A 26,475-nucleotide genomic window follows, 5' to 3' on the forward strand; every position below is an offset into this window, starting at 1 on the left:
TCCTCCCCTAGAGGTGTCAGTATGCAATCAGAACTGGCGTACGGCCGTCGGGCCGGCTACGTCAGACGACTTCCAGCGCCGCCGCGTAGTGGCAAGCCGCTGTGTGGTCCGCGGACATGACCTGGGACGCTGGGTCCTCGGTCCGGCACCGCTCGGCCTCCCCTTCGGAGAGTCCGAGGAACTTGGGGCAACGCGTGCGGAACCGGCAGCCGGAGGGGACGTCGGCCGGGCTCGGCAGGTCTCCGGTCAGCAGGATCCGGCGCCGTTCCCGCTCCTTGTGCGGGTCGGGCAGCGGCACGGCGGAGAGCAGTGCCTGCGTGTAGGGGTGCGAGGGGGCGTCGAAGACGGCTTCCGCGCTCCCGAGCTCGACGATCCGGCCGAGGTACATCACCGCGACACGGTCCGCGATATGCCGGATCACCGAGAGGTCATGGGCGACGAACAGGTAGCTGAGGCTCAGCTTGGCCTTGAGTTCGTCGAGCAGGTTGATCACGCCGGCCTGGATCGAGACGTCGAGCGCGGAGACCGGCTCGTCCAGCACGATCAGCTTCGGGTCGAGCGCGAGGGCGCGGGCGATGCCGATGCGCTGGCGCTGGCCGCCGGAGAACTCGGTGGGGTAGCGCTCCGCATGCTCGGGCAGCAGGCCCACCAGCGAGAGCAGCTCGGGGATCCGGGCCTGGATCCGGTCCTTGCTCCAGCCGTGGGTCTTCAGCGGCTCGGCCAGCACGTCGCCGACCGGCATCCGCGAGTCCAGCGACGCCATCGGGTCCTGGAAGACCACCTGGAGGTCACGGCGGATCTCCCGGCGCGACCTGCCGTTCAGCGACTTGGTCTCCTTGCCCAGCACGGTGACCGAACCGACCTGCTTGGTGGGCAGTTCCAGGATCTCCAGCAGGGTGGTGGTCTTGCCGCAGCCGGACTCGCCGACCAGGGCGAAGGTCTCCCCCTCGCGGATGTCGAAGGTGAGCCCGTCCACCGCGCGCACCGTGCCGACCTGGCGCTTGAACACCTGGCCCTTCAGCAGCGGGAAGTGCTTGGTCAGGTTGTCCACCCGGAGCACCTCGGTGCGCGTGGCGCGGTCCGACTGCACCGCCAGCTCCGGGAGTTCGGGAGTCGGGAACATGTTCGCCCGGGTCACCGCACCCGTGCCGATCTCGGCGGCACGGTGGCAGGCGCTCTTCAGGCCGGGCACACCGGGCACCGGCGCCAGCGGCGGCTCCACCGTGGTGCAGACGTCCACCGCGATCGGGCAGCGCGCCGCGAACGGGCAGCCCTTGGGCAGGTTCACCATGGACGGCGGGTTGCCCTCGACCGGGGTGAGCGCCTTGCGGCCACCGTCGTCCAGCCGCGGCACGGCGCTGAGCAGACCGATGGTGTAGGGCATGTGCGGCTGGTAGAAGACCTCGTCGGCGGTGCCGGACTCGACCGGCTTGCCCGCGTACATCACGGTCACCCGGTCGGCCATACCGGCCACCACCCCGAGGTCGTGAGTGATCATCAGGATGGCGGCGCCGGTGACCTCCTGGGCCTTCTTCAGCACCTCCAGCACCTGTGCCTGGATGGTCACGTCCAGGGCGGTGGTGGGCTCGTCCGCGATGATGACCTTGGGGTCGTTGGCGATCGCCATGGCGATCACCGCACGCTGCCGCATACCGCCGGAGAACTCGTGCGGGAAGCCGTCGATACGGCGCTGCGGGTCCGGGATGCCGACCAGGTCCAGCAGTTCCAGCGCCCGGGCCCGGGCGGCCTGCTTGCTGAGGTCCTGGTGGATCTGCAGCGCCTCGATCAGCTGGGTGCCGATGGAGAACACCGGGGTCAGCGCGGACAGCGGGTCCTGGAAGACCATCCCGATGTCCTTGCCGCGGATCTTGGACATCTGCGCGTCGTTGAGACCGAGGAGTTCCCGGCCTGCCAGCTTGATGGAGCCGTTGACCTCGGCGCCGTCGGGCAGCAGACCCAGGATCGAGGTCGCGGTCACCGACTTGCCGGAGCCGGACTCGCCGACGATCGCCAGGGTCTCGCCGGGGCTCAGCGCGAACTCGATCCCGCGCACGGCTCGCACCCGGCCGGACTCGCTGGGGAAGGAGACACGCAGGTCGCGGACCTCAAGGACGGGAGTGGTGGGGGTGCTCACGAGGTCAGACCTTCCTCGGTACGAACGTTCTGGCCGGTCAGGTCGAGGACCGGGGACTCGCTGTCGATCTCGTCCGCGTCGTCCTGGAGCCTGGCCTTGGACTTGGCCCCGACCGCGGTCGGGTCGAAGGCGTCCCGCAGCCCGTCCCCGATGAAGGCCACGCAGAGGCCCATCAGCACCAGGCAGGCGGCCGGCACGAAGAACATCCAGGCCGAGGTGGTGGCGTCGGGCTCGCCGGCCGCGATCAGGGTGCCCAGCGAGATGTCCGGGGCCTGGATGCCGAAGCCGAAGTAGGAGAGCGCGCTCTCGGCGAGAACGATCAGGCCGACCTGCACCGCGGCGTCCACGATCAGCAGCGAGGCCATGTTCGGCAGGATGTGACGGAAGATGATCGTCATCGGCCTGACGCCCATGTACTTGGCCGCGAGGACGAACTCCCGGTCCTTCAGCGTGTGCGTCATGCTGCGCACCACCCGACCGGTGACCATCCAGCCGAGGATCGCCAGCAGCACCACGAAGATCAGCCAGGTGCCGTGGGCGAGCTTCGGCGCGAGCATCGCCAGCAGCAGGAAGCCCGGGACGACCAGCAGCAGTTCCAGGAACCACATCAGGACGCGGTCGACCCAGCCGCCGAAGTAGCCGGCCGAGGCGCCGACGATCGCCGCGAAGAACGTCGTCAGCGGCCCGCCGATCAGACCGATGACCAGGGACTTCTGCAGACCGCGCAGGGTCTGCGCGAGAATGTCCTGGCCGGCGTGGTTGGTCCCCAGCCAGTGGTTTCCGTCCGGGGCGGTGCCCATGTTCTCAAAGTCGTTGTCGGTGTACTTCCAGTGCAGGAAGGTCGGCATCACATATGCGCCCACCACCAGCACGACCAGGATGGCGACCCCGACCAGGGCCAGCCGGTTGCGGCTGAAGCGGGCCAGCAGCAGCGCGCTGCGGCCACGGCTCTTCCGTACGACGGGGGCCGGCCCTGTGGGCGCCAGCGGGACTTGGGTAGTCATTCTCTTCTCACTCCTCGGGTGACGTGCTGGGGTTCCGGATCTGATGGTGGGTCAGGTTCGGACCCGAGGGTCGAGTGCCGCGTAGATCAGGTCGGACAGCAGGCCGGCGATCAGGACCAGCCCGGAGGTGAACACGCCGATCGCGGCGACCGCGTTGATGTCGTTGGTGTTGATCGTGTCGACCAGCCACTCGCCCATGCCGTGCCAGCCGAAGAGCTTCTCGGTGAAGGTGGCGCCGGTGAACAGCAGCACGATGTTGTAGACCAGCAGCGGCATCACCGGGATCACCGCGGTGCGCAGGCCGTGCTTGATCACGGCCTTGCGACGGGGCAGGCCCTTGGCCCGGGCGGTGCGCAGGAAGTCGCTGCCGAGCACGTCCAGCATGGTGCTGCGCTGGTAGCGGCTGAACAGGGTCATCTGCACGATCCACAGGGTGAGGGTCGGCAGGATCAGGTGTTCGAGGTTGCTCACCGCGATGGCGAAGAAGCCGTTGGCGCCGGGGTCGTACATGCCGGTGTACTGGATCGGCGAGCCCAGCCAGTTGTCCACCGTGCGGATCGTCACACCGATGACCACCACCGGGGTGGCGATGACGGCGTAGGAGAAGATCGTGGAGGCCCGGTCCGAGAACCGGTACTGCCGCAGCGCGTTCCAGGCACCGTAGACGACACCGGTCGCCGCGCCCAGGAACGTTGCCAGCAGCAGGAGTTCGGTGCTGACGAAGATGCGCTGGCTCATCTCGGTGTTGACCGAGCCGCCGTCGGCCGCGATGCCGAAGTTGCCGTGCAGCACCAGCTGCGTCAGCCAGTGCCAGTACCGCACGAAGACCGAGACCTGCGGGTCCACACCCTGCGAGTTGAGGATCTGGTAGACCGTCGCGATCGGCGGGTGCGGGTGCTTGGCCAGCAGGTTCATCTGCGGCTCAAGGGTGAGCGACGCGAGGAAGTAGACACCGCTGGAAGCGAGGAAGGTGAGGATCAGATAGTTGATCGCTCGCCGCAGTAGGAACCGCCCCATACCCGCATCCTCTGTCCGTTCAGGCGCACGGGAGATCACCTCTCCGCACGGCAACTCAAGCTCGGCTCCACCCTCGCGTGGTTCGACGGCGGAGACGGGTGACCCGTATCCGATGGCAATGCCGCCGGAGCCGCGCCGACCTGGTAGGTCGACTTGAACCCAAATCATGGCGTCGAATGGACGGCGTGACTACGGCTCATTGATGAAGTTTCCGTAACGCAGATCTGGGAGCACGATGAGTTGTCATTTGAGATTCTGTCAATTCACCGCCCGGTTTGCCCCGGTTCACCCGTCTATGCGGCTCCGATATGTGGACAGGATGCCCCTCGGCACCGGACAGACAACAGCGCGTCACGAGTGAAGGTTGAAAGTTGTGCAGCGCGTCACCCCGTCCAGTGGTGCCACAAAGCAACTTTCCCGCCCCACGATCCAACAATGCACGCGAATCTGTTACCGGCACCCCCGGTCCCTACCCGGAGCCACATCCCGGCACGCCATCGCACTCCCCCCACAAATGGCTGAACCCGCACCCCCCGAATGGGGGTGCGGGTTCAGCCGATCGGCGGGTTGGCGTCAGCCCGCGCCGACGATGTCCACGTCCTCGGCGAAGTGGCAGGCCGACTGGTGGGCCGCCGGCGTCGCCTGGCCGCGGAACACCTCGGGCACCGCGAGCAGCGGCAGCTCGACGCTGCACCGCTCCTGCGCCTTCCAGCAGCGGGTGCGGAAGCGGCAGCCCGAGGGCGGGTTGGCCGGCGAGGGGATGTCCCCCGACAGGATGATGCGCTCGCGCTGCTCGCGCCCGGACGGGTCCGGCACCGGCACCGCGGAGAGCAGCGCCTGGGTGTACGGGTGCGTCGGGTGCTCGTAGATCTCCTCGTCCGTCCCGATCTCGACCATCTTGCCCAGGTACATCACACCGACCCGGTCCGAGATGTGACGCACGATCGAGAGGTCGTGGGCGATGAACATGTACGAGAGGTCGAACTCGTTCTGCAGCTGCTCCAGCAGGTTGATCACCTGGGCCTGCACCGAGACGTCCAGGGCCGACACCGGCTCGTCCGCGATGATGATCTCGGGCTTGAGCGCGAGGCCGCGGGCGATGCCGATGCGCTGGCGCTGGCCGCCGGAGAACTGGTGCGGGTACCGGTTGATGTACTCGGGGTTGAGCCCGACCACGTCCAGCAGGTCCTGCACGGCCTTGCGGCGGTCGCCCTTGGGCGCCACCTCCGGGTGGATCTCGTACGGCTCGCCGATGATGTCGCCCACCGTCATCCGGGGGTTCAGCGAGGTGTACGGGTCCTGGAAGACCATCTGGATGTTGCGGCGGATGGCCTTCAGGGCCTTGCCGGACGCCTTGGAGATGTCCTCGCCCTTGTAGAGCACCGAGCCGCCGGTGGCCGGCTCCAGGTTCATCAGCACCTTGGCGAGGGTCGACTTGCCGCAGCCGGACTCGCCGACGATGCCCAGGGTCTCGCCCTGGTGCAGGTCGAAGGAGACGCCGTCGACGGCCTTGACCGCGCCGACCTGCTTCTTGATGACGATGCCCTGGGTCAGCGGGAAGTACTTCTCCAGGTCGCGGACCTGCAGGATCGGTTCGCCGCGGGTGACCGGAGGTACCGGTACCGCGGTCGAGGCCTCCGTGGGAGCGGTGTCAGCCATGGAGGGCTTCCTTCCAGAAGTGACAGGCGCTGCCGCGGCCCTCCAGCGGGGTGCCGTCGAGCTCGGTCACGGCGTGCAGCGGCGGGATCTCGGAGCGGCAGATCTCCTGCGCCATGGGGCAGCGCGGGTTGAAGGCGCAGCCGGAGGGGATGTGCAGCAGGTTGGGCGGGAGGCCCTTGATGGCGTAGAGCTCCTCCCCCTTCTGGTCAAGGCGCGGGATCGACTCCAGCAGACCCTTGGTGTAGGGGTGGGCCGGGCGCTTGTAGAGCTCGTGCACCGGGGCGGTCTCGACGATCCGTCCCGCGTACATGACCGCGATCTTGTCCGCGACGTCGGCGACCACGCCGAGGTCGTGGGTGATCAGGATCAGGCCCATGTTGTACTCGCGCTGGAGGTCCGCCAGCAGCTCCATCACCTGGGCCTGGACGGTGACGTCCAGGGCGGTGGTGGGCTCGTCGGCGATGATCAGGTCGGGCTCCAGGGCCAGCGCCATGGCGATCATGATGCGCTGGCGCATACCGCCGGAGAACTGGTGCGGGTACTGGTTGACCCGCTCCTTCGCGGCCGGGATCCCGACCTTCTCCATCAGCTCGATCGCCTTGAGCTTGGCGTCCTTCTTGGAGGTGCCCTTGTGCACCCGGTACATCTCGCCCAGCTGCATGCCGACGGTGTGGACCGGGTTGAGCGAGGACAGCGCATCCTGGAACACCATCGCCATCTGCGATCCGCGGATCTTGCGGCGTTCCTCGTTGCCGAGCTTCAGCAGGTCGCGGCCCTTGAACAGGATCTCGCCGCCGGTGACGAAGCCGGGCGGGCTGTCCAGGATGCCCATGACGGCCTGGGAGGAGACCGACTTGCCGGAGCCGGACTCGCCCAGGATGGCGAGGGTCTCGCCGGCCCGGACCGAGTAGTTGACGCCGTTGACGGCCTTGGCGACGCCGTCCCGGGTCCGGAACTCCACCTGCAGGTCCTTGACCTGCAGCAGCGGCGCGTCCACGGAGTCGGCGGTCACGGACCGGGGCGATCCGCCGGTGGCGGAGGTTGCAGTACTCACGCTTTTCGCCTCTCTCAGCGCAGCTTGGGGTCGAGAGCGTCGCGGACTGCGTCGCCGAGCATGATGAACGCCAGCACGGTGATGCTCAGTGCCGCTGCGGGGAACAGCAGCATGTGCGGCGCGTTGCGGAAGGTGTCCGAGGCCGAGGAGATGTCGATGCCCCAGGAGACCGTCGGCGGCTTGAGCCCCACCCCGAGGAAGCTCAGCGTGGCCTCCAGCGAGATGTAGGTGCCCAGGGCGATGGTGGCCACCACGATGATCGGGGCGATGGCGTTCGGCAGGATGTGACGGAGCATCATCCGGCTGTTGCTGGCGCCCAGCGCCCTGGCGGCGGTGACGTAGTCCTGCTGTTTTGCGGTGATCACCGCGCCTCGGGCGATGCGGGCGATCTGCGGCCAGCCGAGGACCACGATGAAGGCCACCACGATCCAGATCGACTGGCTCGGGATCACCGAGAGGAAGACCAGGCCGCCGAGCAGGATCGGGATGCCGAAGAAGATGTCGGCGATCCGGGAGACGACCGAGTCGAGCCAGCCTCCGAAGAAGCCCGCCAGACCGCCCAGCACCGTCCCCACCAGGGCCGCGCCCACGGTGGCGCAGACGCCCACGGTGATCGAGGCCCGGGCGCCGTAGATGGTGCGGGCGTAGACGTCGCAGCCCTGGGTGTCGTAGCCGAACGGGTGCCCGGAGGTGGGACCCAGCTGGGACTTGGACAGGTCGCACTGGAGCGGGTCGGTCGAGGTGAACAGGCCGGGCCAGAGCGCCATCACGACCAGGAACAGGATCAGCAGACCGGAGATGATGAAGATGGGGTTCCGGCGCAGGTCGCGCCAGGCGTCCTGCCACAGACTCCGGGGCGCCTCGCGGAGCTCGGCCGGCGCGACCTCCGGCTCGTCCTTGAGCCGTTCGTTCTTGATCAGGGTCTGCGCCTCCATGGTGCCGAGGTCCATCAGCCGGCTCTCGACCGCGCTCTGCATTTCCTCGTCGCCGGCGCCCGCCTCGGAGAGCGGGTCGGCTTGGTTGTACTTCTCCTGGTCAGGCATACCGGATCCTCGGGTCCAGGACCGCGTAGAGCAGGTCGACGAGCAGGTTGGCCAGCAGGAAGACGATCACCAGAATGGTCACGAAGCCGACCACGGTGTTGCTGCTCTGGCGCACGATGCCCTGGTAGAGGGTAAAGCCGACACCGTGGATGTTGAAGATCCGCTCGGTCACCAGCGCGCCACCCATCAGCGCGCCGAGGTCGGTGCCCAGGAAGGTGACCACCGGGATCAGCGAGTTCCGCAGCAGGTGGTTGACGACCACCCGGCGCCGCGGCAGGCCCTTGGCCACCGCGGTACGGACGTAGTCGGCCTTGGCGTTCTCCGCGACCGTGGTCCGGGTCAGCCGGGCGACATAGGCCAGGGACACCGAGGCGAGCACGATCCCGGGCAGGATGAACGCGCTCAGCGAGGTGTTGTCCCCGACGGTGGCGGGGAAGACGCCCCACTTCACGCCGAACAGGTACTGCAGCACATAGCCGGTGACGAAGGTGGGGATCGAGATCACGATGAGGGTCAGGATGAGCACCCCGTTGTCGGCGAACCGCCCGCGGCGCAGGCCGCTCAGCAGGCCCAGGCCGATGCCGAAGACGATCTCGATCACAAAGGCCACCGCGGTGAGCTTGAGCGTGATCGGGTACGCCGTGGCCAGCTGGTGGGTCACCGTGTCACCGGAGAACGTCGTCCCGAAGTCACCGGTGAACAGCTTGCCCATGTACTTCACGTACTGGAGCCAGAGCGGGTCGTTGAGGTTGTACTGGGCCCGGATCTGGGCCGCGACGGCCGGGTCCGGCGCCTTGTCACCGAAGAGCGCGTTCACGGGGTCGCCGAGCGCGTGGACCATGAAGAAGATCAGGAAAGTGGTCCCGATGAAGACCGGGATCATCTGGAGCAAGCGTCTGATGACGTAGCGCCCCATGAAACCTCCAGGGAGTCAGCGGGGCGGCAGCGGGATCCGGTGGGACCCTGCTGCCGCCCCGCATCGACAAGCCGTCAGTGTGGGGACGACTACTTGTTGACGGTGATCGCGGTGTAGACCGGGACGCTGAACGGGTCCAGGGTCACATTGGAGACCTTGGAGGACCAGCCCACGGTGCCGTTCTGGTACCACAGCGGGATCGCCGGGAGGTCCGTGGCCAGCAGCTTCTCGGCGCTCTGGAAGTCCTGGACCGCCTTGGTGGTGTCGGCCTCGGCGTTGGCCTGGTTCACCAGGGAGTCGAACTGCGGGTTGCTGTAGTGCGAGTCGTTCGAGCCACCGGTGGTGGTGTACACCGGCTGCAGGAAGTCCTGGATCAGCGGGTAGTCCATCTGCCAGCCGGTGCGGAACGGGCTGGTCATCTGCTTGTTGGTGATCTGGTTGCGGAAGTCCGCGAAGGTGCCGACCGGCCGGCCGACGCAGGCCTTGGTGTTGCCCATCACGTTGTTGATGCTGTTGCAGACCGCGTCCACCCACTCCTTGTGGGGGCCGTCGGCGTTGTAGCTGATGGTCAGCTGGCCGCCGGGGATGCCGCCGCCCTGCTCGATCAGCTGCTTGGCCTTGGTCGGGTTGTAGGTGCAGACGTCGCCGCAGATCCCGGCCTGGTAGCCGCCGGCCGCACCGAGGACCGGGGAGGTCCAGTCGGTGGCCGGGGTGCGGGTGTTGTTGAAGATCACCTTGGTGATCGTCGCCCGGTCGATGGCCATCGAGAGACCCTGGCGGACCAGCTTGGCGCCCGCGGTGTTCCAGTTCGCCTGGTACAGCGGGAAGGAGATGGTCTGGATGATGCCGGCCGGCTCGTTCAGGTAACGGCCGTTCAGGTCGGTCTGGATGGTCTTCAACGCGCTGTTGGGGATGCCGTTGTTGACGTCCAGGTTGCCCGACTGCAGGTCCGCGTAGGCGGCGTTGGTGTCGGTGTAGACCTTGAGGTTGATCCCGCCGTTCTTCGGCACGTTGGTGCCGGTGTAGTCCGGGTTCGGGACCAGCTGCATGTTGGAGCTCTTGGTCCACGACGAGATCTTGTACGGACCGTTGCCGATCGGCATGTTCAGGTACGCGGCGTGGTTCGTGAAGAACGACGCGGGCAGCGGGAAGAACGCCGTGTAGCCCAGGGTCTGCGGCCAGGTGGAGAACTTCTGGCTGAGCCGCACCGTGAAGGTGTTGGCGTCGACGACCTTCAGGCCGGACATGGTCTGCGCCGTGGGCGCACCAGTGGCCGGAGCGACGTTGTTGTAGCCGTCGATGTAGGCGAAGAAGCTGCCGTTGACCTGCTTGTTGGTGACCAGCGCGCCGTAGTTCCAGGCGTCCACGAAGGACGTCGCGGTGACCGCGGTGCCGTCGCTGAACTTCCAGCCGGGCTTGATCTTGACGGTCCAGTTCTGCTGGTCCGAGGAGGTGATGGAGTCCGCGACCGCGTTCTCCGCCTTGCTGGTCTTGGGGTCGTACTGGACCAGCCCGGTCATGATCATGTCCTCGACCGCGCCACCGTTGACCTCGTTGGTGTTCGCGGGCTCCAGCGGGTTCTGCGGGTCACCCCACCATGCGTTGACGACGCCACTGGCGTTCGAACCGCCCGAGCTGCCGGAGCTGCTGCTCCCGCTGCTGCAGGCAGTGGCCGCGAGGGCGATCACAATCGCGCCGACGGCGAACTTGGCTTGCGTGGCTCCACGCATGGACGTGCCTCCTCAGAACGTGCATTCCGGTCGTTCCGTGCGCTCGGCGCCCACCCCTGGGAGCCCTGCGCGCTGTCGCTCGTGAGCCCGCGCCGTAGGCAGCGGACCCCGTGACCCGAGCGTCGTGATACCTACTATCTGTCACTGTCGGCGATGCATATGACCAATTGACATCTCGTTTTGATCACACGCCTGTGATGCATATCTCGCAACCTGGGCATGGCCAGGTGGGTGCAAGAACCCACCAAACGGACAGCATCGACCGGCTAGACGCATCCTGTCACCGATATCCGTACCATCTCGCTCTGACACACGGCCGGGGGATCGTTACCTGGAGTGAGCGAACAGGGGTACGAAAAAACCGCCGGGCGGCACCTCCGAAGAGGCGCCGCCCGGCGGCCGGGAAGTTCCGAGGGATCAGCCCCGAGGGATCAGCCCTGAGGGATCAGCCCCGAGGGATCAGCCCTTGTTGCGACCGCGCTGGCGGCCACGGGTCTGCGCGTCCAGGATGACCTTGCGGATGCGCACGGTCTCCGGGGTGACCTCGATGCACTCGTCCTCGCGACAGAACTCCAGCGACTGCTCCAGCGAGAGCTTGCGCGGCGGCACCAGGTTCTCGGTGGTGTCGGAGGAGGCCGCCCGCATGTTGGTGAGCTTCTTCTCCTTGGTGATGTTGACGTCCATGTCGTCGGAGCGCGAGTTCTCTCCGATGATCATGCCCTCGTACACCTCGGTGGTCGGCTCGACGAAGATCACGCCGCGCTCCTGGAGGCCCATCATCGCGAACGGCGTCACGACGCCCGCGCGGTCGGCGACCAGCGAACCGTTGTTGCGCATCCGCAGCTCGCCGAACCACGGCTCGTGGCCCTCGAAGATGCTGTGCGCGATACCGGTACCGCGGGTGTCGGTCAGGAACTGGGTGCGGAAGCCGATCAGGCCGCGGGACGGGACCACGAACTCCATCCGGACCCAGCCGGAGCCGTGGTTCGTCATGGTCTCCATCCGGCCCTTGCGGACCGCCATGAGCTGGGTGATCGCACCCAGGTACTCCTCGGGCGCGTCGATCGTCATCCGCTCGACCGGCTCGTGCAGCTTGCCGTTGATCTCCTTGGTGACCACCTGCGGCTTGCCGACGGTCAGCTCGAACATCTCCCGGCGCATGGTCTCGACCAGGATCGCCAGCGCCAGCTCGCCACGGCCCTGGACCTCCCAGGCGTCCGGACGCTCGGTCGGCAGGACCCGGAGCGAGACGTTGCCGATCAGCTCCTTGTCCAGGCGGTCCTTCACCATGCGGGCGGTGAGCTTGTGGCCCTTGCCGCCCTTGCCGACGATCGGCGAGGTGTTGGTGCCGATGGTCATCGAGATGGCCGGCTCGTCCACCGTGATCAGCGGCAGCGCGACCGGGTTCTCCAGGTCGGCCAGGGTCTCGCCGATCATGATGTCCGGGATACCGGCGATGGCGCAGATGTCACCGGGGCCGGCCATCTCGGCCGGCTTGCGGGTGAGCGCCTCGGTCATCAGCAGCTCGGTGACCTTGACCTGCTTGATCGTGCCGTCCCGCTGGATCCAGGCGACCTGCTGACCCTTGCGGATCTCGCCCTCCTCGACCCGGCAGAGCGCGATACGGCCGAGGAAGTTGTCGGCGTCCAGGTTGGTGACGTGGGCCTGGAGCGGCGCGCCCTCGGTGTAGGTCGGGGCCGGGACGGACGACAGGATCGTGGAGAAGAACGGCTCCAGCGAGTCGCTGTCGGCCGGGACCGTGCCGTTCTCCGGCTTGGTCATCGAGGCCACACCGTCACGCGCGCAGGCGTAGACGATGGGGAACTCGATCTGCTCCTCGGTCGCGTCCAGGTCCAGGAACAGGTCATAGGTCTCGTTGATGACCTCGTCGATCCGGGAGTCCGGGCGGTCCGTCTTGTTGATGCACAGGATGACCGGCAGGTTCGCGGTCAGCGCCTTGCGCAGCACGAAGCGGGTCTGCGGCAGCGGGCCCTCGGAGGCGTCGACCAGCAGCACGACCGCGTCGACCATGGACAGGCCGCGCTCGACCTCACCACCGAAGTCGGCGTGGCCGGGGGTGTCGATGATGTTGATGGTCACCACGTCGCCGCCACCCTTGGGGTGGTACTTGACCGCGGTGTTCTTGGCGAGAATGGTGATGCCCTTCTCGCGCTCCAGGTCGTTCGAGTCCATCATTCGGTCGTCGAGGTGCTGGTGAGCGGCGAAGGCACCCGCCTGCTTGAGCATGGCGTCGACCAGGGTGGTCTTGCCGTGGTCGACGTGAGCGACGATGGCGACGTTGCGGATGTCATTTCGCGTGGGCATACGGGGGTGAATCTCCCGGGTCGTGGGGCGTGGTAACCGCCGTCACGACGCCGACCCTCCCGAGTCGTCCGCGCCACCTGCCGCCGGTCCACCTGCCGGGCACCACATGCCACGGCTTACCCCTATGGTACGTGGCCGGGTGGTGGAGCTCGCACCCCGAGGTCTCTCTCGCCCGTTACACCTTGGTGAACCCCATGTCCTGGAACCGCGGGGTGGCGAAGCCGAAGGCCCCCGCACCGACCACCGAGGTCCGCACCGCGACCAGTTCCGGGCGCTGGAACAGCGGCAGCGACGGGGCCTGCTGCCAGATCCTGGTGTCGGCCTGGTCCGCGAGCGAGGCCGCCTGCCCGGGGTCGAGCGCGGCCACGGCCTGGGTCAGCAGCCGGTCGATCTCGTCGGTGCCGGTGCCGGACAGGTTCTGACCGTTCATCAGCGAACCGTCCGCCCCGATCTGGGGCTTCGCGTAGAGCGGACGCTGGTCGGCGACCGGGAAGGCCGAGGCCGGCCAGCTGAACAGGGCGAGGTCGAAGTCTCCGGCGGTGACGTGGTCGGCGAAGAAGGAGTCGCCGGCCACTGCCCGGGTGGTGACCCTGACCCCGGCCCGGGCCAGCTGGGCGGTCAGCAGGGCGGAGATTCCGGTGTCGGTGGCCGAGCCCGAACGGGTGAGCAGGGTGAGCGCGGGCGCGCGGCCGTCCCTGCCCCGGACCTGTCCGCCGCCGGTGCCGAGGGCGGAGCTGTCGTCCTGGTAGCCCTGCTGGTCGGCCATGACCAGGTGGTTACCCAGCGGCACGGCCGGCAGGCCGAGCGGGGTGAGCACCGCGGCGGCGATCCGGCCCCGGTCCACCGCCCTGGCCACGGCGCGGCGCAGGTCCGGGTCGGCCAGCGGGCCGCTGCCGCCGTTCATGGTCAGCTGCAGGAAGGACGGCGCCGAGGCGCGGTGCAGCGCGACCCCGGGCAGCGCCGAGGCCTGGGTCAGCACGGCCGGGCCGCCGTCCTCGACCGCGCGGCTGAGGTCGGCGACGTCCAGGGTGCCGGCCCGCAGCCCGGCCGCGCGGGCGGCCGGGGCGACCGCGCCGAAGCTGATCGCGTCCAGCCGGGCCGGAGCCCCCCACCAGCGCGGATTGCGCACCACGGTGACCGAGCCACCGGCCCCGTTCGGGTCGGCCGGCTGCACCGAGGTCAGCGTGAACGGCCCGGCGTCGGCGGCGAGCCGGGTTCGCGAGCCGTCGTTGAAGGCGGCCGGGCCGCTCATCGCCGGGGCCGGGTAGAGCGGGGCGAAGAGCTGCTTCCAGGGCGCGTAGGGGGTGGCGAAGGTGACCTCGACGTCGTGCGGGGTGGCCCCCTGGCGGATGGCCCCGATGCTGTCGTACCCGTCGGTACGGGCGGTCCAGTAGGCCGAGTCCCTGCCGTTCAGCGCCTTCCACTGGGCGGTGAAGTCGGCGGCCGACAGCGGCCTGCCGTCGGTCCACACCGCCTTGGGGTTGAGGTGGTAGACGATGGTCTGCGGCCGCTCCGAGGTCTGCTCGACGCCGGTGAGGTAGTCCGGGTCCGGGGTTGCGGCCGCGTGCGCGTCCAGGGTGAACAGGGTGGGCAGCACGGCCTGGTCGACCAGGGCGGTGGCGTCGGTGGCGTCGGCCTGGAAGGCGTTCAGGGTGGTGGGCACGGCGTCGACGGCCCAGCGCAGGGTGCCCCCCTGGGCCGTCCTGGCCCGGTCGGCCGAGACCACGTCGGTGGCCCTGGGCGCGGGTCCGCCCCCGGCGCAGGCGGCCAGGGCCACCCCGAGGGCCGCGCAGACCGCCACGGCGAGCGTCCCGTACGGGCGACGGGCCGGCAGCGCGCCACCGTCCGGACCAACGGAGCCGCCGGCGGGGCCGTCCGGACCAACCGAGCCGCCGGCGGGGCCGTCGAGGGGACTGATGGGCACTGGCTGGACCTTCCGCGCGGCTCGGGCTCGGTGCTTCGGCGAGGGGCAGGTGCTGCTCCGTGCTGCTCCGTGCGCCTCTGTTGTGCTCCTTCAAGGGCAACTGAAGGGCAAACGGCGGCGCCCACCGGTCCGACACGGCCGACCCGTGCCGGGCGTCACCCGTTCAGGGCAGCGGTCGCGGTGCGGACGGGGCGCGCGACGATCGTGAAATCCCGCCAATCCTGCACAGCCCCTTCCCAGACGTATGTGATCAGGGCCACACTCGCTTCCGCACAACCGTCTGACGGCACATCAGAACTGTTGATCAGTACGACGCGCGGAGGTGAGCCGACCCATGCCCGCAGACAGCACAGCCAGCACCAGCACCACAGCCAGCCCCAGCAGCAGCCCAGGCACCGCCGACAGAACCGTCGAGCCGCTGGCCGAGGCCAGGCGCTGCCTGGACGACCTCGACCGGGCCCTGCGCGCGTCCTGGGCCCGCCACGGCGCGGGCAGCGCGCTGGACGTCCGCCGGGTCCGTGCCGACCTGGCGCACCTGCGGGAGAGCTTCGACGTGCTGTGCGCGTCCAGCACCGGCTCGACCGCCCCCACGGTGCGGGTGCGGCCCGGTCCTGACGTGATCGAGATCCCGGACACCCCGTACGACCCGGCGATGTGGCACGACGCCGACGACGAAGGCATCGGCTGCCGACACAGCTAGGGCCCCCGCGCCCGGCCAGTGCAGCCACCAGCAGGAGGAGCAGACAAGCGTGACCACCGAGATCCGGCCCCCGGAGATCCCCGCGCAGAGCCCGGAACCGTCAGGGCCGGCCAGTCGGGGGGTCCACTCCCCCGGCCGGGCCGCCATCACCGCCCGCCATCTCCGCACCGACCGCTGGTGGGTTCCCCAACTCGCCACCGCGCTGGGGCTGCTGGCCTTCATCGGGTACTCCACCTGGCGGGCGTTCTGGGGGGTGCACACCGCCTACTACGCCCCGTACGTCTCGCCGTTCTACTCGCCCTGCCTCGCCTCGAACTGCCCGACGATGCAGGGTGGGGCCGACTGGGCGCTGTTCGGCAGCTGGTGGCGGCTCTCCCCGGCGCTGATCGTGCTGATCTTCCCGCTCGGCTTCCGGATGACCTGCTACTACTACCGCAAGGCCTACTACCGGGCGTTCTGGTCCTCGCCCCCGGCCTGCGCGGTCGCCGAGCCGCACGCCTCGTACAGCGGTGAGACCCGGTTCCCGCTGGTGCTGCAGAACATCCACCGCTACTTCTTCTACTTCGCGATCGTGGTCGCCGGGATCCTGACCTACGACGCCGTCCTGGGCTTCCGCAACCACGCGGGGCAGTGGGGCCACGCCGGTCTCGGGACCCTGGTGCTGCTCGCCAACATCGGGCTGATCTGGGCGTACACGCTCTCCTGCCACTCCTGCCGGCACATCGTCGGCGGGCGGCTGAAGCACTTCTCCAAGCATCCCGTGCGGTACCGGATGTGGACCGTCGTCGGCCGGCTGAACGCCCGGCACATGCAGCTCGCCTGGGCGTCGCTGATCAGCGTCGGCGTCGCCGACCTGTACGTGTACCTGCTCGCCAGCGGAGCCTTCACCGACCCCCGCCTCTTCTAGACCCCCCGCCTCTTTGAGACAAGGACTGAACCAGATATGACCGAGGTGGAGCGCCACACGTACGACGTGGTCGTGGTCGGAGCCGGCGGCGCGGGGCTGCGCGCCGCGATCGAGGCCCGCGAGCAGGGCATGCGTACCGCGATCATCTGCAAGTCGCTCTTCGGCAAGGCCCACACGGTGATGGCCGAGGGCGGCATCGCGGCCAGCATGGGCAACGTCAACTCCGACGACAACTGGCAGACGCACTTCCGCGACACCATGCGCGGCGGCAAGTTCCTGAACCACTGGCGAATGGCCGAACTGCACGCCCAGGAGGCGCCGGACCGGGTCTGGGAGCTGGAGACCTGGGGCGCACTGTTCGACCGCACCAAGGACGGCCGGATCTCGCAGCGCAACTTCGGCGGCCACGAGTACCCCCGGCTCGCCCACGTCGGCGACCGCACCGGGCTGGAGCTGATCCGCACCCTGCAGCAGAAGGTGGTCAGCCTGCAGCAGGACGACTTCAAGGACTACGGCGACTACGAGGCCCGGATCAAAGTCTTCCAGGAGTACACCGTCACCCGGGTCTTGAAGAGTCGCAGCCTGAAGGACGACGACCAGGTCAGCGGGGTGTTCGGCTACCAGCGCGAGTCCGGGCGGTTCTTCACCATCGAGGCCCCGGCCGTGGTGCTGGCCACCGGCGGCATCGGCAAGTCCTTCAAGGTGACCTCCAACTCCTGGGAGTACACCGGCGACGGCCACGCGCTGGCGCTGCTGGCCGGGGCGAACCTGCTGAACATGGAGTTCGTGCAGTTCCACCCGACCGGCATGGTCTGGCCGCCCTCGGTCAAGGGCATCCTGGTCACCGAGTCGGTCCGGGGCGACGGCGGGGTGCTGCGCAACAGCGAGGGCAAGCGCTTCATGTTCGACTACGTCCCGGACGTCTTCAAGGAGAAGTACGCCGAGAGCGAGGCCGAGGGCGACCGCTGGTACGCCGACCAGGCCAACAACCGCCGCCCGCCCGAGCTGCTGCCCCGCGACGAGGTCGCCCGCGCCATCAACTCCGAGGTCAAGGCCGGTCGCGGCACCCCGCACGGCGGGGTCTACCTGGACGTCTCGACCCGGCTTCCGGCCGAGGAGATCCGGCGCCGGCTGCCCTCCATGCACCACCAGTTCAAGGAACTCGCCGACGTCGACATCACCGCTGAGCCGATGGAGGTCGGCCCGACCTGCCACTACGTGATGGGTGGCGTCGAGGTCGACCCGGACACCGCTGCGGCCTCGGTCCCCGGCCTGTTCGCGGCCGGTGAGGTGGCCGGCGGGATGCACGGCTCCAACCGGCTCGGCGGCAACTCGCTCTCCGACCTGCTGGTCTTCGGCCGCCGCGCCGGACTGCACGCGGCGCTCTACGCCGCGGCCCGGACCGAGCGCCCGGGCCTGGACGAGGAGCAGATCAGCGCCGCCGCGGCCGAGGCGCTCGCGCCGTTCGAGTCGTCCGTCGAAGGGCCGACGGAGAACCCGTACACGCTGCACCAGGAACTCCAGCAGACCATGAACGACCTGGTCGGCATCATCCGGCGGGAGGGCGAGATGGCCGAGGCGCTGCAGCGCCTGTCCGGGCTGCGCGAGCGCGCGGAGCGGGCCGTGGTCGAGGGCCACCGGCAGTTCAACCCGGGCTGGCACCTGGCTCTGGACCTGCGCAACATGCTGCTGGTGTCCGAGTGCGTGGCCCGCGCGGCGCTGGAGCGCACCGAGAGCCGCGGCGGACACACCCGCGAGGACCACCCGGAGATGGACAGCGCCTGGCGGAAGGTCAACCTGATCTGCTCGCTGGCCGACAAACCGTCGGCGGACGGCCAGATCGCCCTGCAACGCAAGGACAATCCGCCGATCCGGGCGGACCTGCTCGCCCTGTTCGGCGCGGACGAGCTGAAGAAGTACCTCACCGACGCCGAACTCCCGGGCGCGGAGATCCCCACCCAGCGCACCACCACCGACGTCCCGGACGGAGCCGAGCAGTGAGCTACCTGGCCAACTTCCGCGTGTGGCGCGGCGACTCCTCGGGCGGCGCACTGGAGCCCTTCGAGGTCGAGGTGAACGAGGGCGAGGTGGTCCTGGACATCGTGCACCGGCTGCAGGCCACCCAGGCCCCCGACCTCGCGGTCCGCTGGAACTGCAAGGCGGGCAAGTGCGGCTCCTGCAGCGCCGAGATCAACGGCCGGCCCCGGCTGATGTGCATGACCCGGATGTCCACGCTGCCGCCGGACGAGCCGGTCACGATCACCCCGATGCGGACCTTCCCGGTCCTGCGGGACCTGGTCACCGACGTGTCCTTCAACTACACCAAGGCGCGCGAGGTCCCGTCCTTCATCCCGCCGCAGGGGCTGGCGCCGGGCGAGTACCGGATGCAGCAGGCGGACGTGAACCGCTCGCAGGAGTTCCGGAAGTGCATCGAGTGCTTCCTCTGCCAGAACACCTGCCATGTGGTCCGCGACCACGAGGACAACAAGCCGTCCTTCTCCGGACCGCGCTTCCTGATGCGGGTCGCCGAGCTGGACATGCACCCGCTGGACGCGGCCGAGGAGAGCGGGCTTGACCGCAAGCGCACCGCCCAGGAGGAGCACGGGCTGGGCATGTGCAACATCACCAAGTGCTGCACCGAGGTGTGCCCGGAGCACATCAAGATCACCGACAACGCTTTGATCCCCCTGAAGGAACGCGCCGTCGACCGCAAGTACGATCCTCTGGTCTGGCTCGGTTCCAAGATCATGCGCCGCAAGTAGCAGGATCTGCACGCGGCCGGCCGTGCACCTGCCTAGGGGCGCGGGGAACTGCGCTGCCAGCCCTCTACGGAGGTGCATGGTTGACAGCGCAGTTCCCCGCGCCCCTTAGGCGTTGCGGGGCAGGCCCAGTTCGAACCAGACGGTTTTGCCTGTCGGCGTTCGCCGACTTCCCCAGCGGTCGGCCAGCAGGCTGACCAGCTGCAGCCCGCGACCCCCCTCGTCGGTGTCGCGGGCCCGCCGCTGCCGGGGCTGGGCGTAGCCGTTGTCCCAGACCTCGCAGACCAGCGTGGTGTCCCGGAGCAGCCGCAGCCTGATGTCGCCCCGGCCGTGCCGCAGGGCGTTCGTGGCCAGCTCGCTGACGAGCAGTTCGGTGGTGTCGATCAGGTCGTCCAGCCCCCGCGACAGCAGCCAGGCGCAGGCCAGCTCGCGGGCCCGGGCCACCGAGGTGGGCTCGGACGGCAGGGTCCAGTCGCCGACCGCGTCCTCCGGCAGGGCGTGCACCCTGGCCATCAGCAGGGCGATGTCGTCCTCGCCGTGGTGCGGGTCCAGCGCGGTGAGCAGGTGGTCGCAGAGGTTCTCCAGCGGCCGGGGCGGCCCGGACAGGGTGGCCCGCAGTGCCGAGAGCCCCTCCTCCAGCTGGTGCTTGCGGGACTCGACCAGGCCGTCGGTGTAGAGGCCGAGCAGCGCGCCGTCCGGGATCTCCATCGTCACCTCCTCGAACGGCTCGCCGCCGACGCCGAGTGGCAGTCCCGGCGGGACGTCCAGCATCAGCGCCTCGTCGCCGGGGATCACCAGCACCGGCGGCAGGTGCCCGGCGTTGGCGAAGGTGCAGCGCCGGGTGACCGCGTCGTACACCGCGTAGACGCAGGTGGCCAGGTAGAGCTCGACCCGGTCCGAGTCGTCGGCCTCGCCCGCGTTGGAGTCGCCGTCGCCGAGCCCGCTGGCGATCTCGTCCAGCGCTGTCAGGACCTCCGCCGGGTCGAGGTCCAGCATCGCCAGGGTCCGTACCGCGGTCCGCAGTTGACCCATGGCGACGGCGGCCCGCAGGCCGCGGCCCATGACGTCGCCGATCACCAGCGCGGTGCGGTTGCCGGGTAGCTGGATGACGTCGAACCAGTCGCCGCCGATCTCGGTGCCGCTGCTGCCGGGACGGTAGCGGCAGGCGATCTCCAGGCCCGAGGCGGCCGGGTTGCCCGGGGGCAGCAGGCTGCGCTGCAGGATCAGCGCCCGCTCGTGCTCCCGCCGGTAGAGCCGGGCGTTGTCGATGCAGACGGCGGCCCTGGCGACCAGCTCGGTGGCGATGGCCACGTCCCGGGCGTCGAAGGGCTCGCTGCCCTTGGCCCGGGACAGCTGGACCAGGCCGAGCACGGTGTCCCTGGCCACCATCGGCACGATCACGGTGCTGTGGATCATCGGGTCCGGGTCGGGGTTGCCGGGACCGGTCAGGGTGACGCTGCGTCCGGTCCGCAGCGCCTTGGCGTACGGGGAGCGCGGCGGGTAGCAGAAGGTGCCGCCGATCTCGGCGCGCGGCCCCTGGTGCTGCGGTTCCGGGTGCAGCATCGCGGTGTGCGCGAGCGTGCTGGCGGAGGCGACCCGGCGCAGCTCGCCGGCCCCGTCGGCGCGGCCCAGCTGCAGCCCGAGGCCGGGGTCGGTGTCGGCGGCGAGGACGCCGGTGTAGAGGTCGACGGCGGCGACGTCGCAGAAGCCGGGGACGGTGACGTCCAGCAGCTCCTTGGCGGTGGTCTCCAGGTCGAGGGTGGAGCCGATGTGCGCGCCGGCCTCGTTCAGCAGGGCCAGGCTGCGCCGGGCGCTGGCGGCCTCGCGTTCGGCGCGCTGGCGGCCGGTGACGTCGATGACCTGACCGGCCACGCCCATCGGGCGGTTGTTGGTGCTGAGCAGCCGGTAGAGCGAGATGGACCAGCGGCGACGGCCCGGCCTGGCCGGCACCGAGCCGTTGAAGCGCAGGTCGACGACCGGGTCACCGGTGGTCATCACCGCGTGCAGGGCCTGCTGCAGCCGCTCCGCCTCGGGGCGGGGCACCAGGTCGGCGATGGTCAGGCCGTGGAGGTCGTCGGGTTCCATCCCGAGGCCCTCGGCGAAGCTCTCGTTGACCCGCTGCACGGTGAAGTCGCGGTCGAAGAGCACGAATCCGGTCGGCGCCTGGCCGAACACCGCCTCGGAGGCGGCCAGGTCGGTCTCGATCCGGCGCAGTTTGCGCATGTCCACGGCCATGCAGACGACGCCGCCGCGGCCGTCCTCGCCCCTGGCGGGCATCAGGTAGAGCTCGGCGATGCTGTCCCGGCCGTCGCTGTCGCGGTACGGGGCGGTGCCGACCCACTCCTGCCCGGCCAGGATCTCGGTCATCCGCTCCCGGCCCCGGAGCCACAGCTCGCGCGGGGCGAAGGTGGTGATCGGGTCGCAGCCGACCGCCTCCTCGGCGGGCACGCCGAAGAACTCGGCGGCACGGTCGCTCCACTGGCTGATCAGCCCGTCCGGACCGATCGCGAAGGCGGCGACGCGTATGTAGTCGTAGATGGACCCCGGCTCGCCGTGGCCCCAGTGCTCCACGGACTCGGGGTCCGCGGCGAGTACGGGCAGGCGGATCTCGCCGGAGGGACGGGGAAAGGCGGATTGCTCCGCCGGTGCCCGCGCCGGCCCCCGGTCATGGTCGGTGAGCCCTGGGTCCGTCCCGCTGCCCAGAGACGCCCCGTGTGTCGGCATCTCGCTCAACTGCCCGAGTCCTCCAGCCGTCTACCCCTGGATGTCGCTGTGTCCGAGTATTCATCATGTCGCTGTGCAGGCACACGCCCCAGGAGTAACCAACATCAAATCGAGGTAAGGAATTGCCCTATCCGTGTCACCTCATGCCGGGTTTCCGCCCGACTGGGGCACCTTTCTGTCATCCTCCGGCAGCCTGACTGTCATCCTCCGACACCGCACCCCCCGGCAGAACACCAGTACGGCTACGGCAGCTCCTGTTCGAACCAGACCACCTTGCCATCCCCCTCGGCCCTGGTCCCCCAGCGCTTCGCGAGCCGGTGCACCAGTTGCAGCCCCCGGCCGCCCTCGTCGGTCCCGGCCGACTCGCGCTCGCGCGGCGGGTCCGGCAGCGGGTCGGCGACCTCGACCAGCAGCGTCCGACTGCGCGTCAGACGCAGGCCGATCGGCGCCTCCGAGTACCGGACCGCGTTGGTGACCAGCTCGCTCACCAGGAGCTCGGTGGTGTCCAGCAGGGTCGACAGATCCCATTCGGCCAGCGTCGCCCGGACCAGCCGCCGTGCGCCGGAGGCGGCCGTCGGCTCGGCCGGCAGGGTCCAGGACGCGGTGCTGGTCAGCGGCGGGGCCGCGCCGCCCAGCCGGGCCACCAGCAGCGCCACGTCGTCCGGTTCCTGCCCGCGCTCCAGGGTGTCCACCACCCGGTCGCAGACCTCCTCGACCGACGAATACGGGTGTTCGAGTACCGCGCACAGCCGCTTGGTGCCCACGTCGATGTCCTCCGTCCGCGACTCCACCAGCCCGTCCGTGTAGAGGACCAGCAGGCTGTCCTTGGGCACCGTCAGCTCCACCGAGGCGAACGGCACCCCGCCCACCCCCAGCGGCGTACCCGACGGCAGGTCCAGCAGCCGCACCCCGGTCCGCGCCTCGACCAGCACCGGCGCGGTGTGGCCGGCCTTGGCCAGCACCAGCCGCCGGGTGCCGGGGTCGTACACCGCGTAGACGCAGGTGGCGATCAGCGCCTCGTCCGGGCCCTGGGCCAGGTCGTCGGCCAGGTCGTGGACGTGCTGCAGCAGCACGGCCGGCGGCAGGTCGAGCCCGGCCAGGGTGCGTACCGCGGTACGCAGCCGTCCCATCGTCGCCGCCGCCCGCAGGCCGTGGCCCATCACGTCGCCGACCACCAGCGCCACCCGGTCACCGGGCAGCGGGATCACGTCGAACCAGTCCCCGCCGACCTCGGTACCGCTGCTGCCGGGGACGTAGCGGTAGCCGATCTCCACGCCCGGCAGCTGCGGCACCGTCTGCGGCAGCAGGCTGCGCTGCAGCATCAGCGCGGCGGCCCGCTCGCGGGCGTACAGCCGGGCGTTGTCCAGGGACGCCCCGGCCCGGTCCGCCAGCTCCCCGGCGAAGGCCAGCTCGTCCCGGTCGAAACCCTCGCGCCGCCCGGCCCGGCTGAGCACCATCAGGCCCAGCACGATGCCGCGTGCCCGCAGCGGCACCACCAGCATCGAGTGCACGCCCAGCGCGTACGCCGCGCGGATCCGGGGGTCGTCGGAGTCACTGGTGTCCTCCAGCCGGTCCGGGGAGTCCAGCAGTTCGGCCACGCCGGTGCGCAGCACCCGGGCGAACATCGAGTCCTCGGTCATGGTGATCCGCGCGCCCGGGGTCATCATCACGTCCGGGGTCGACCCCGGCTGGGCCGCCGCCGTCCCGGTCATCACCAGCGGGGTGAGCCGGCTGTGCGGATGCCGGGGCAGGTCGTCGCCGTCCGCGACCGCCTGCAGCAGGGCCACCCCGGAGTAGTCCGCCAGCGCCGGGACCAGTGCGGCCGCCAGCTCGCGGGCGATCCGCCCGGCGTCCAGCAGGTCGCCGATCCGGGTGCCCAGCTCGTTGAGCAGCGCCAGCCGACGGCGGGCCTGTTCCACCTTGGCGACGGCGCGGTAGCGGTCGGTGACGTCCATGATCATGCCGGTGACCCCGAGGATCCGGCCGGCCCGGTCGTGCAGCCGCGAGTACGAGACCGAGCGGAAACCCGGCTTGCGCGGGTTGGGCCCGGCGACGGTCAGGTCGATCACCGGCTCCCCCGAGGCCAGCACCTGGCGCTGGATCGCGGTCACCTCGTCGGCGGACTGCTCGGGCAGCGCCTCGCCGCTGGTACGGCCGATGTGGTCCTGCACCGACAGGCCGTTCATCCGGGCCAGCGTCTCGTTGACCCGGACATAGCGCAGCCGCCGGTCGAACACCGCGATGCCCAGCGGCGACTGCTCGAACAGCGCGTCCTGCACCGCGAGGTCGTGCTCGACCGCGTTGAGCTTGTCCGCGTCCGCCAGCCGGACCAGCAGGAACGGCACCCCGTCGCCGTCCACGAGCAGCGACAGCCGGGCGTCCAGCACCACCTTGGTGTCGTCCCGGTTCAGCAGCTCGACCGGGCCGCGCCAGCCGCCCTCACGGAGCACATGGGCGATCACCTCCCTGCCCTCCCGCAGCCGGTCCGGATCATCGCCGACCAGCGCCTCCAGGCCTCGTCCGACCAGGGTCTCGCTGGGCCAGCCGAGCAGTTCCTCGGCGGCCGGGCTCCAGAGCACGATCCGCCCGGAGGTGTCCAGCATCACGATGGCCACCCGGACCACGTCCAGCAGGCTGCCCGAGCGGGAGCCGCTCATCGGCTCCGGCCCCGGCTCCCCCGCCAGGGCGTCCGGGAACGGCGGCGGTGGGGAGGAGCGCGGCGACCCGGGCACCACCGAGCCCGCCGCGGGCGCCTGCGGACCGCGCCGGGCGACAGCCCCGCGACGCAGCCGCGCACGGGCGGCGGCGGTGCTCGGCCTGCGGCGGCGCTCCCTCACGTACTCCCCGTCCAGCTCGGGTCACGGACGGCCGCCCTGCGGGTCCCACGGGACCCGCTCGCGGTTCCTGGGCAGCCGGATACTGACATACCCTCTCAAACCTCGTCGTACCGCGCCGTCCGGGTCAAGTTGCCGACGTCACCTTTTTCGGCCCGCCCGCGGCTTCTCCGTCCGCCTGAGGCCTCTGCCCGCCCGGTCAGCGTCCCGCGAGCAGCCGGGCGAGGTACGGCAGGGCGAAGCGGTCCTGCTCCAGCCAGTCCACCGAGTGCAGCTCCACCAGGGTGAGCCAGCGCAGCTCGGAATGATCCTCCAGCGGCTCGGGGACGCCGGAGAGCAGTTCGGCGGTCCAGATCTGCAGCTCCAGACCCGCCCGGACCGGCCACGCGCCGGGGATCCGGGCCAGCACCCTGGCCTCCACCCCCAGTTCCTCGCGCAGCTCCCGCACCAGCGCCTGCGGCACCGTCTCCCCCGGCTCCGCCTTCCCGCCCGGGAACTCCCAGCGGCCGGCCAGCTCGGCCGGGGCGCTGCGCCGCGCGGCCAGTACCCGTCCCCGGTCCAGCACCGCACCGCCGACCACGACCCGCGGCGCCTCGGCCCGCCGCTCGTCCTCCAGCCCGTCCTCCTGCCGCCGGTCGGCCCGCCGTTGTCCGTTCGGCCGCTGCCCGTCCGGCCGCTGCCCGTCCCGCCCCTGTCCTGCGCCGCTGTACTCCGTCACGGGGGCGAGCCTAGACGGATCGACCAGGTCCGATCATCGCCAGCGCGGGCCGCCGCCGGTCTGATTCGATGGGTGCCATGACTGTTGATCAGGACAAGGCCCAGATATTCCGCGCCCTGCACGATTCCGCCGCGCCGCTGGCCCTGGCCAATGCCTGGGACGCCGCGAGCGCCCGGCTGGTGCAGCAGGCCGGTGCCCCCGCCGTCGCCACCACCAGCGCCGGCGTCGCCTGGGGCCTCGGCGCCGCCGACGGCAACCGGCTGGACCGCGACCAGGCGGTGGCACTGATCGCCCGGGTCGCCGCCGCGGTCACCGTCCCGGTGACGGCCGACATCGAGAGCGGCTTCGGCGCCACCCCCGCCGACGTCGCGGACACCGTCACCGCGGTGATCGCCGCCGGAGCGGTGGGCGTCAACATCGAGGACGGCGCCGACGACCGCAGCGGGCTGCGCCCCGTCGCCGAGCAGGCCGAACGGCTCGCCGCGGCCCGCGCCGCAGCGGACGCGACCGGTGTGGCGCTCTACATCAACGCGCGGATCGACACCTACCTCCGCGCGGTGGGCGAGCCGGCGAACCGGCTCCAGGAGACGGTGGACCGCGCGACCGCCTATCTCGCGGCCGGCGCCGACGGCATCTTCGCCCCCGGGGTCACCGACCCGGCGACCATCGCCGCCCTGACCGCGGCCATCGACGCCCCGCTGAACATCCTGGCCGGCCCGGGCGCCCCCTCGGTACCGGAGCTCGCCAAGCTCGGTGTGGCCCGCGTCAGCCTCGGCTCCGCCGTCGCCGAGGCCGCGTACGCGGTGGTCCGCAACGCCACCGCCGAACTCCTCGCCACCGGCACCTACGACGCCGTCTCCGACGCGCTCCCCTACGGCGACCTCAACTCCCTGATGTCCTGATCCCGTTCGCCGGATTCTGCCAATCTCCGTCCCTCGACGGCCAAGCCTGTCCCGGTAGTTGACTGTTCGGTAAGTTGTTGGGGCCGGGGAACCGATCTCGACGGCTCGGTCCTGGGGAGGGCCGG

At 70.0% G+C, this 26,475-nt stretch carries 18 protein-coding genes; 5 read left to right on the plus strand and 13 right to left on the minus strand.

Annotated features, from left to right (window positions below):
* Window positions 1–61: 61 nt before the first annotated feature.
* The 10 genes from ABH925_RS11180 to ABH925_RS11225 form a co-directional block, all read right to left on the minus strand.
* The gene (locus ABH925_RS11180) at window positions 62–2,134 is read right to left on the minus strand and encodes a dipeptide ABC transporter ATP-binding protein (protein ID WP_370147218.1); all 2,073 of its coding nucleotides are present in this window, start codon (window positions 2,132–2,134) and stop codon (window positions 62–64) included.
* On the minus strand, window positions 2,131–3,138 hold the full coding sequence (locus ABH925_RS11185; RefSeq protein ID WP_370147220.1) for an ABC transporter permease: 1,008 nt from the start codon (window positions 3,136–3,138) through the stop codon (window positions 2,131–2,133). The genes ABH925_RS11180 and ABH925_RS11185 overlap by 4 nt, the downstream gene beginning before the upstream one ends.
* 51 nt (window positions 3,139–3,189) lie before the next feature.
* Complete coding sequence (locus ABH925_RS11190; protein ID WP_370147221.1) at window positions 3,190–4,155, minus strand: ABC transporter permease; 966 nt, start codon at window positions 4,153–4,155, stop codon at window positions 3,190–3,192.
* Between the two features lie 573 nt (window positions 4,156–4,728).
* Window positions 4,729–5,814 carry an ABC transporter ATP-binding protein gene (locus tag ABH925_RS11195; RefSeq protein ID WP_370147222.1) on the minus strand — a complete coding sequence of 362 codons (1,086 nt, stop codon included), beginning with the start codon at window positions 5,812–5,814 and terminating at the stop codon, window positions 4,729–4,731.
* The gene (locus ABH925_RS11200) at window positions 5,807–6,826 is read right to left on the minus strand and encodes an ABC transporter ATP-binding protein (RefSeq protein WP_370147445.1); all 1,020 of its coding nucleotides are present in this window, start codon (window positions 6,824–6,826) and stop codon (window positions 5,807–5,809) included. Before ABH925_RS11200 ends, ABH925_RS11195 begins: the two co-directional genes overlap by 8 nt.
* Window positions 6,827–6,882: 56 nt before the next feature.
* Complete coding sequence (locus ABH925_RS11205; protein ID WP_370147224.1) at window positions 6,883–7,911, minus strand: ABC transporter permease; 1,029 nt, start codon at window positions 7,909–7,911, stop codon at window positions 6,883–6,885.
* Window positions 7,904–8,827, minus strand: a complete 924-nt coding sequence (locus ABH925_RS11210; protein WP_370147225.1) for an ABC transporter permease — start codon at window positions 8,825–8,827, stop codon at window positions 7,904–7,906. Before ABH925_RS11210 ends, ABH925_RS11205 begins: the two co-directional genes overlap by 8 nt.
* 89 nt (window positions 8,828–8,916) lie before the next feature.
* A complete protein-coding gene (locus ABH925_RS11215; protein WP_370147226.1) occupies window positions 8,917–10,557 on the minus strand; it encodes an ABC transporter substrate-binding protein in 1,641 nt (546 codons plus the stop codon).
* A gap of 459 nt (window positions 10,558–11,016) precedes the next feature.
* A complete protein-coding gene (gene typA / locus ABH925_RS11220) occupies window positions 11,017–12,882 on the minus strand; it encodes a translational GTPase TypA (protein WP_370147228.1) in 1,866 nt (621 codons plus the stop codon).
* Window positions 12,883–13,057: 175 nt separating this feature from the next.
* On the minus strand, window positions 13,058–14,806 hold the full coding sequence (locus ABH925_RS11225) for an ABC transporter family substrate-binding protein (RefSeq protein ID WP_370147230.1): 1,749 nt from the start codon (window positions 14,804–14,806) through the stop codon (window positions 13,058–13,060).
* Window positions 14,807–15,140: 334 nt separating this feature from the next.
* Between ABH925_RS11225 and ABH925_RS11230 the strand changes: the two genes are divergently transcribed.
* The 4 genes from ABH925_RS11230 to ABH925_RS11245 all read left to right on the plus strand — a co-directional run bounded on the left by ABH925_RS11230 (window position 15,141) and on the right by ABH925_RS11245 (window position 19,175).
* Window positions 15,141–15,506, plus strand: a complete 366-nt coding sequence (locus tag ABH925_RS11230) for a hypothetical protein (RefSeq protein ID WP_370147232.1) — start codon at window positions 15,141–15,143, stop codon at window positions 15,504–15,506.
* Window positions 15,507–15,582: 76 nt separating this feature from the next.
* Window positions 15,583–16,413, plus strand: coding sequence for a hypothetical protein (locus ABH925_RS11235; protein WP_370147446.1), 831 nt, complete (start codon window positions 15,583–15,585; stop codon window positions 16,411–16,413).
* A gap of 36 nt (window positions 16,414–16,449) precedes the next feature.
* A complete protein-coding gene (locus ABH925_RS11240; protein WP_370147233.1) occupies window positions 16,450–18,414 on the plus strand; it encodes a fumarate reductase/succinate dehydrogenase flavoprotein subunit in 1,965 nt (654 codons plus the stop codon).
* Window positions 18,411–19,175: a succinate dehydrogenase/fumarate reductase iron-sulfur subunit gene (locus tag ABH925_RS11245; protein WP_370147234.1), complete on the plus strand. Its 765-nt coding sequence runs from the start codon at window positions 18,411–18,413 to the stop codon at window positions 19,173–19,175. Before ABH925_RS11240 ends, ABH925_RS11245 begins: the two co-directional genes overlap by 4 nt.
* A 105-nt stretch (window positions 19,176–19,280) precedes the next feature.
* Here ABH925_RS11245 and ABH925_RS11250 read toward each other — a convergent pair whose 3' ends face one another.
* The 3 genes from ABH925_RS11250 to ABH925_RS11260 all read right to left on the minus strand — a co-directional run bounded on the left by ABH925_RS11250 (window position 19,281) and on the right by ABH925_RS11260 (window position 25,346).
* Window positions 19,281–21,896, minus strand: a complete 2,616-nt coding sequence (locus tag ABH925_RS11250; protein ID WP_370147447.1) for a SpoIIE family protein phosphatase — start codon at window positions 21,894–21,896, stop codon at window positions 19,281–19,283.
* A gap of 242 nt (window positions 21,897–22,138) precedes the next feature.
* A complete protein-coding gene (locus ABH925_RS11255) occupies window positions 22,139–24,733 on the minus strand; it encodes a SpoIIE family protein phosphatase (RefSeq protein ID WP_370147235.1) in 2,595 nt (864 codons plus the stop codon).
* A gap of 196 nt (window positions 24,734–24,929) precedes the next feature.
* Complete coding sequence (locus tag ABH925_RS11260; RefSeq protein WP_370147448.1) at window positions 24,930–25,346, minus strand: (deoxy)nucleoside triphosphate pyrophosphohydrolase; 417 nt, start codon at window positions 25,344–25,346, stop codon at window positions 24,930–24,932.
* Between the two features lie 179 nt (window positions 25,347–25,525).
* Here ABH925_RS11260 and ABH925_RS11265 point away from each other — a divergent pair, with 179 nt between their 5' ends.
* A complete protein-coding gene (locus tag ABH925_RS11265; protein ID WP_370147237.1) occupies window positions 25,526–26,350 on the plus strand; it encodes an isocitrate lyase/phosphoenolpyruvate mutase family protein in 825 nt (274 codons plus the stop codon).
* Window positions 26,351–26,475: the final 125 nt, after the last annotated feature.

Origin of the sequence: Streptacidiphilus sp. EB129, from assembly GCF_041262645.1 — a bacterium.
In the GTDB taxonomy this organism is placed as follows: domain Bacteria; phylum Actinomycetota; class Actinomycetes; order Streptomycetales; family Streptomycetaceae; genus Streptacidiphilus.

What these genes read in the sequence shown, in the direction of transcription:
- ABH925_RS11265 (WP_370147237.1), top strand. Translation starts at nt 25,526, where the DNA reads ATGACTGTTGATCAGGACAAGGCCCAGATATTCCGCGCCCTGCACGAT.
- ABH925_RS11240 (WP_370147233.1), top strand. Translation starts at nt 16,450, where the DNA reads ATGACCGAGGTGGAGCGCCACACGTACGACGTGGTCGTGGTCGGAGCC.
- ABH925_RS11195 (WP_370147222.1), bottom strand. Translation starts at nt 5,814, where the DNA reads ATGGCTGACACCGCTCCCACGGAGGCCTCGACCGCGGTACCGGTACCT.
- ABH925_RS11230 (WP_370147232.1), top strand. Translation starts at nt 15,141, where the DNA reads ATGCCCGCAGACAGCACAGCCAGCACCAGCACCACAGCCAGCCCCAGC.
- typA (WP_370147228.1), bottom strand. Translation starts at nt 12,882, where the DNA reads ATGCCCACGCGAAATGACATCCGCAACGTCGCCATCGTCGCTCACGTC.
- ABH925_RS11205 (WP_370147224.1), bottom strand. Translation starts at nt 7,911, where the DNA reads ATGCCTGACCAGGAGAAGTACAACCAAGCCGACCCGCTCTCCGAGGCG.
- ABH925_RS11185 (WP_370147220.1), bottom strand. Translation starts at nt 3,138, where the DNA reads ATGACTACCCAAGTCCCGCTGGCGCCCACAGGGCCGGCCCCCGTCGTA.
- ABH925_RS11215 (WP_370147226.1), bottom strand. Translation starts at nt 10,557, where the DNA reads ATGCGTGGAGCCACGCAAGCCAAGTTCGCCGTCGGCGCGATTGTGATC.
- ABH925_RS11210 (WP_370147225.1), bottom strand. Translation starts at nt 8,827, where the DNA reads ATGGGGCGCTACGTCATCAGACGCTTGCTCCAGATGATCCCGGTCTTC.
- ABH925_RS11250 (WP_370147447.1), bottom strand. Translation starts at nt 21,896, where the DNA reads ATGCCGACACACGGGGCGTCTCTGGGCAGCGGGACGGACCCAGGGCTC.
- ABH925_RS11190 (WP_370147221.1), bottom strand. Translation starts at nt 4,155, where the DNA reads ATGGGGCGGTTCCTACTGCGGCGAGCGATCAACTATCTGATCCTCACC.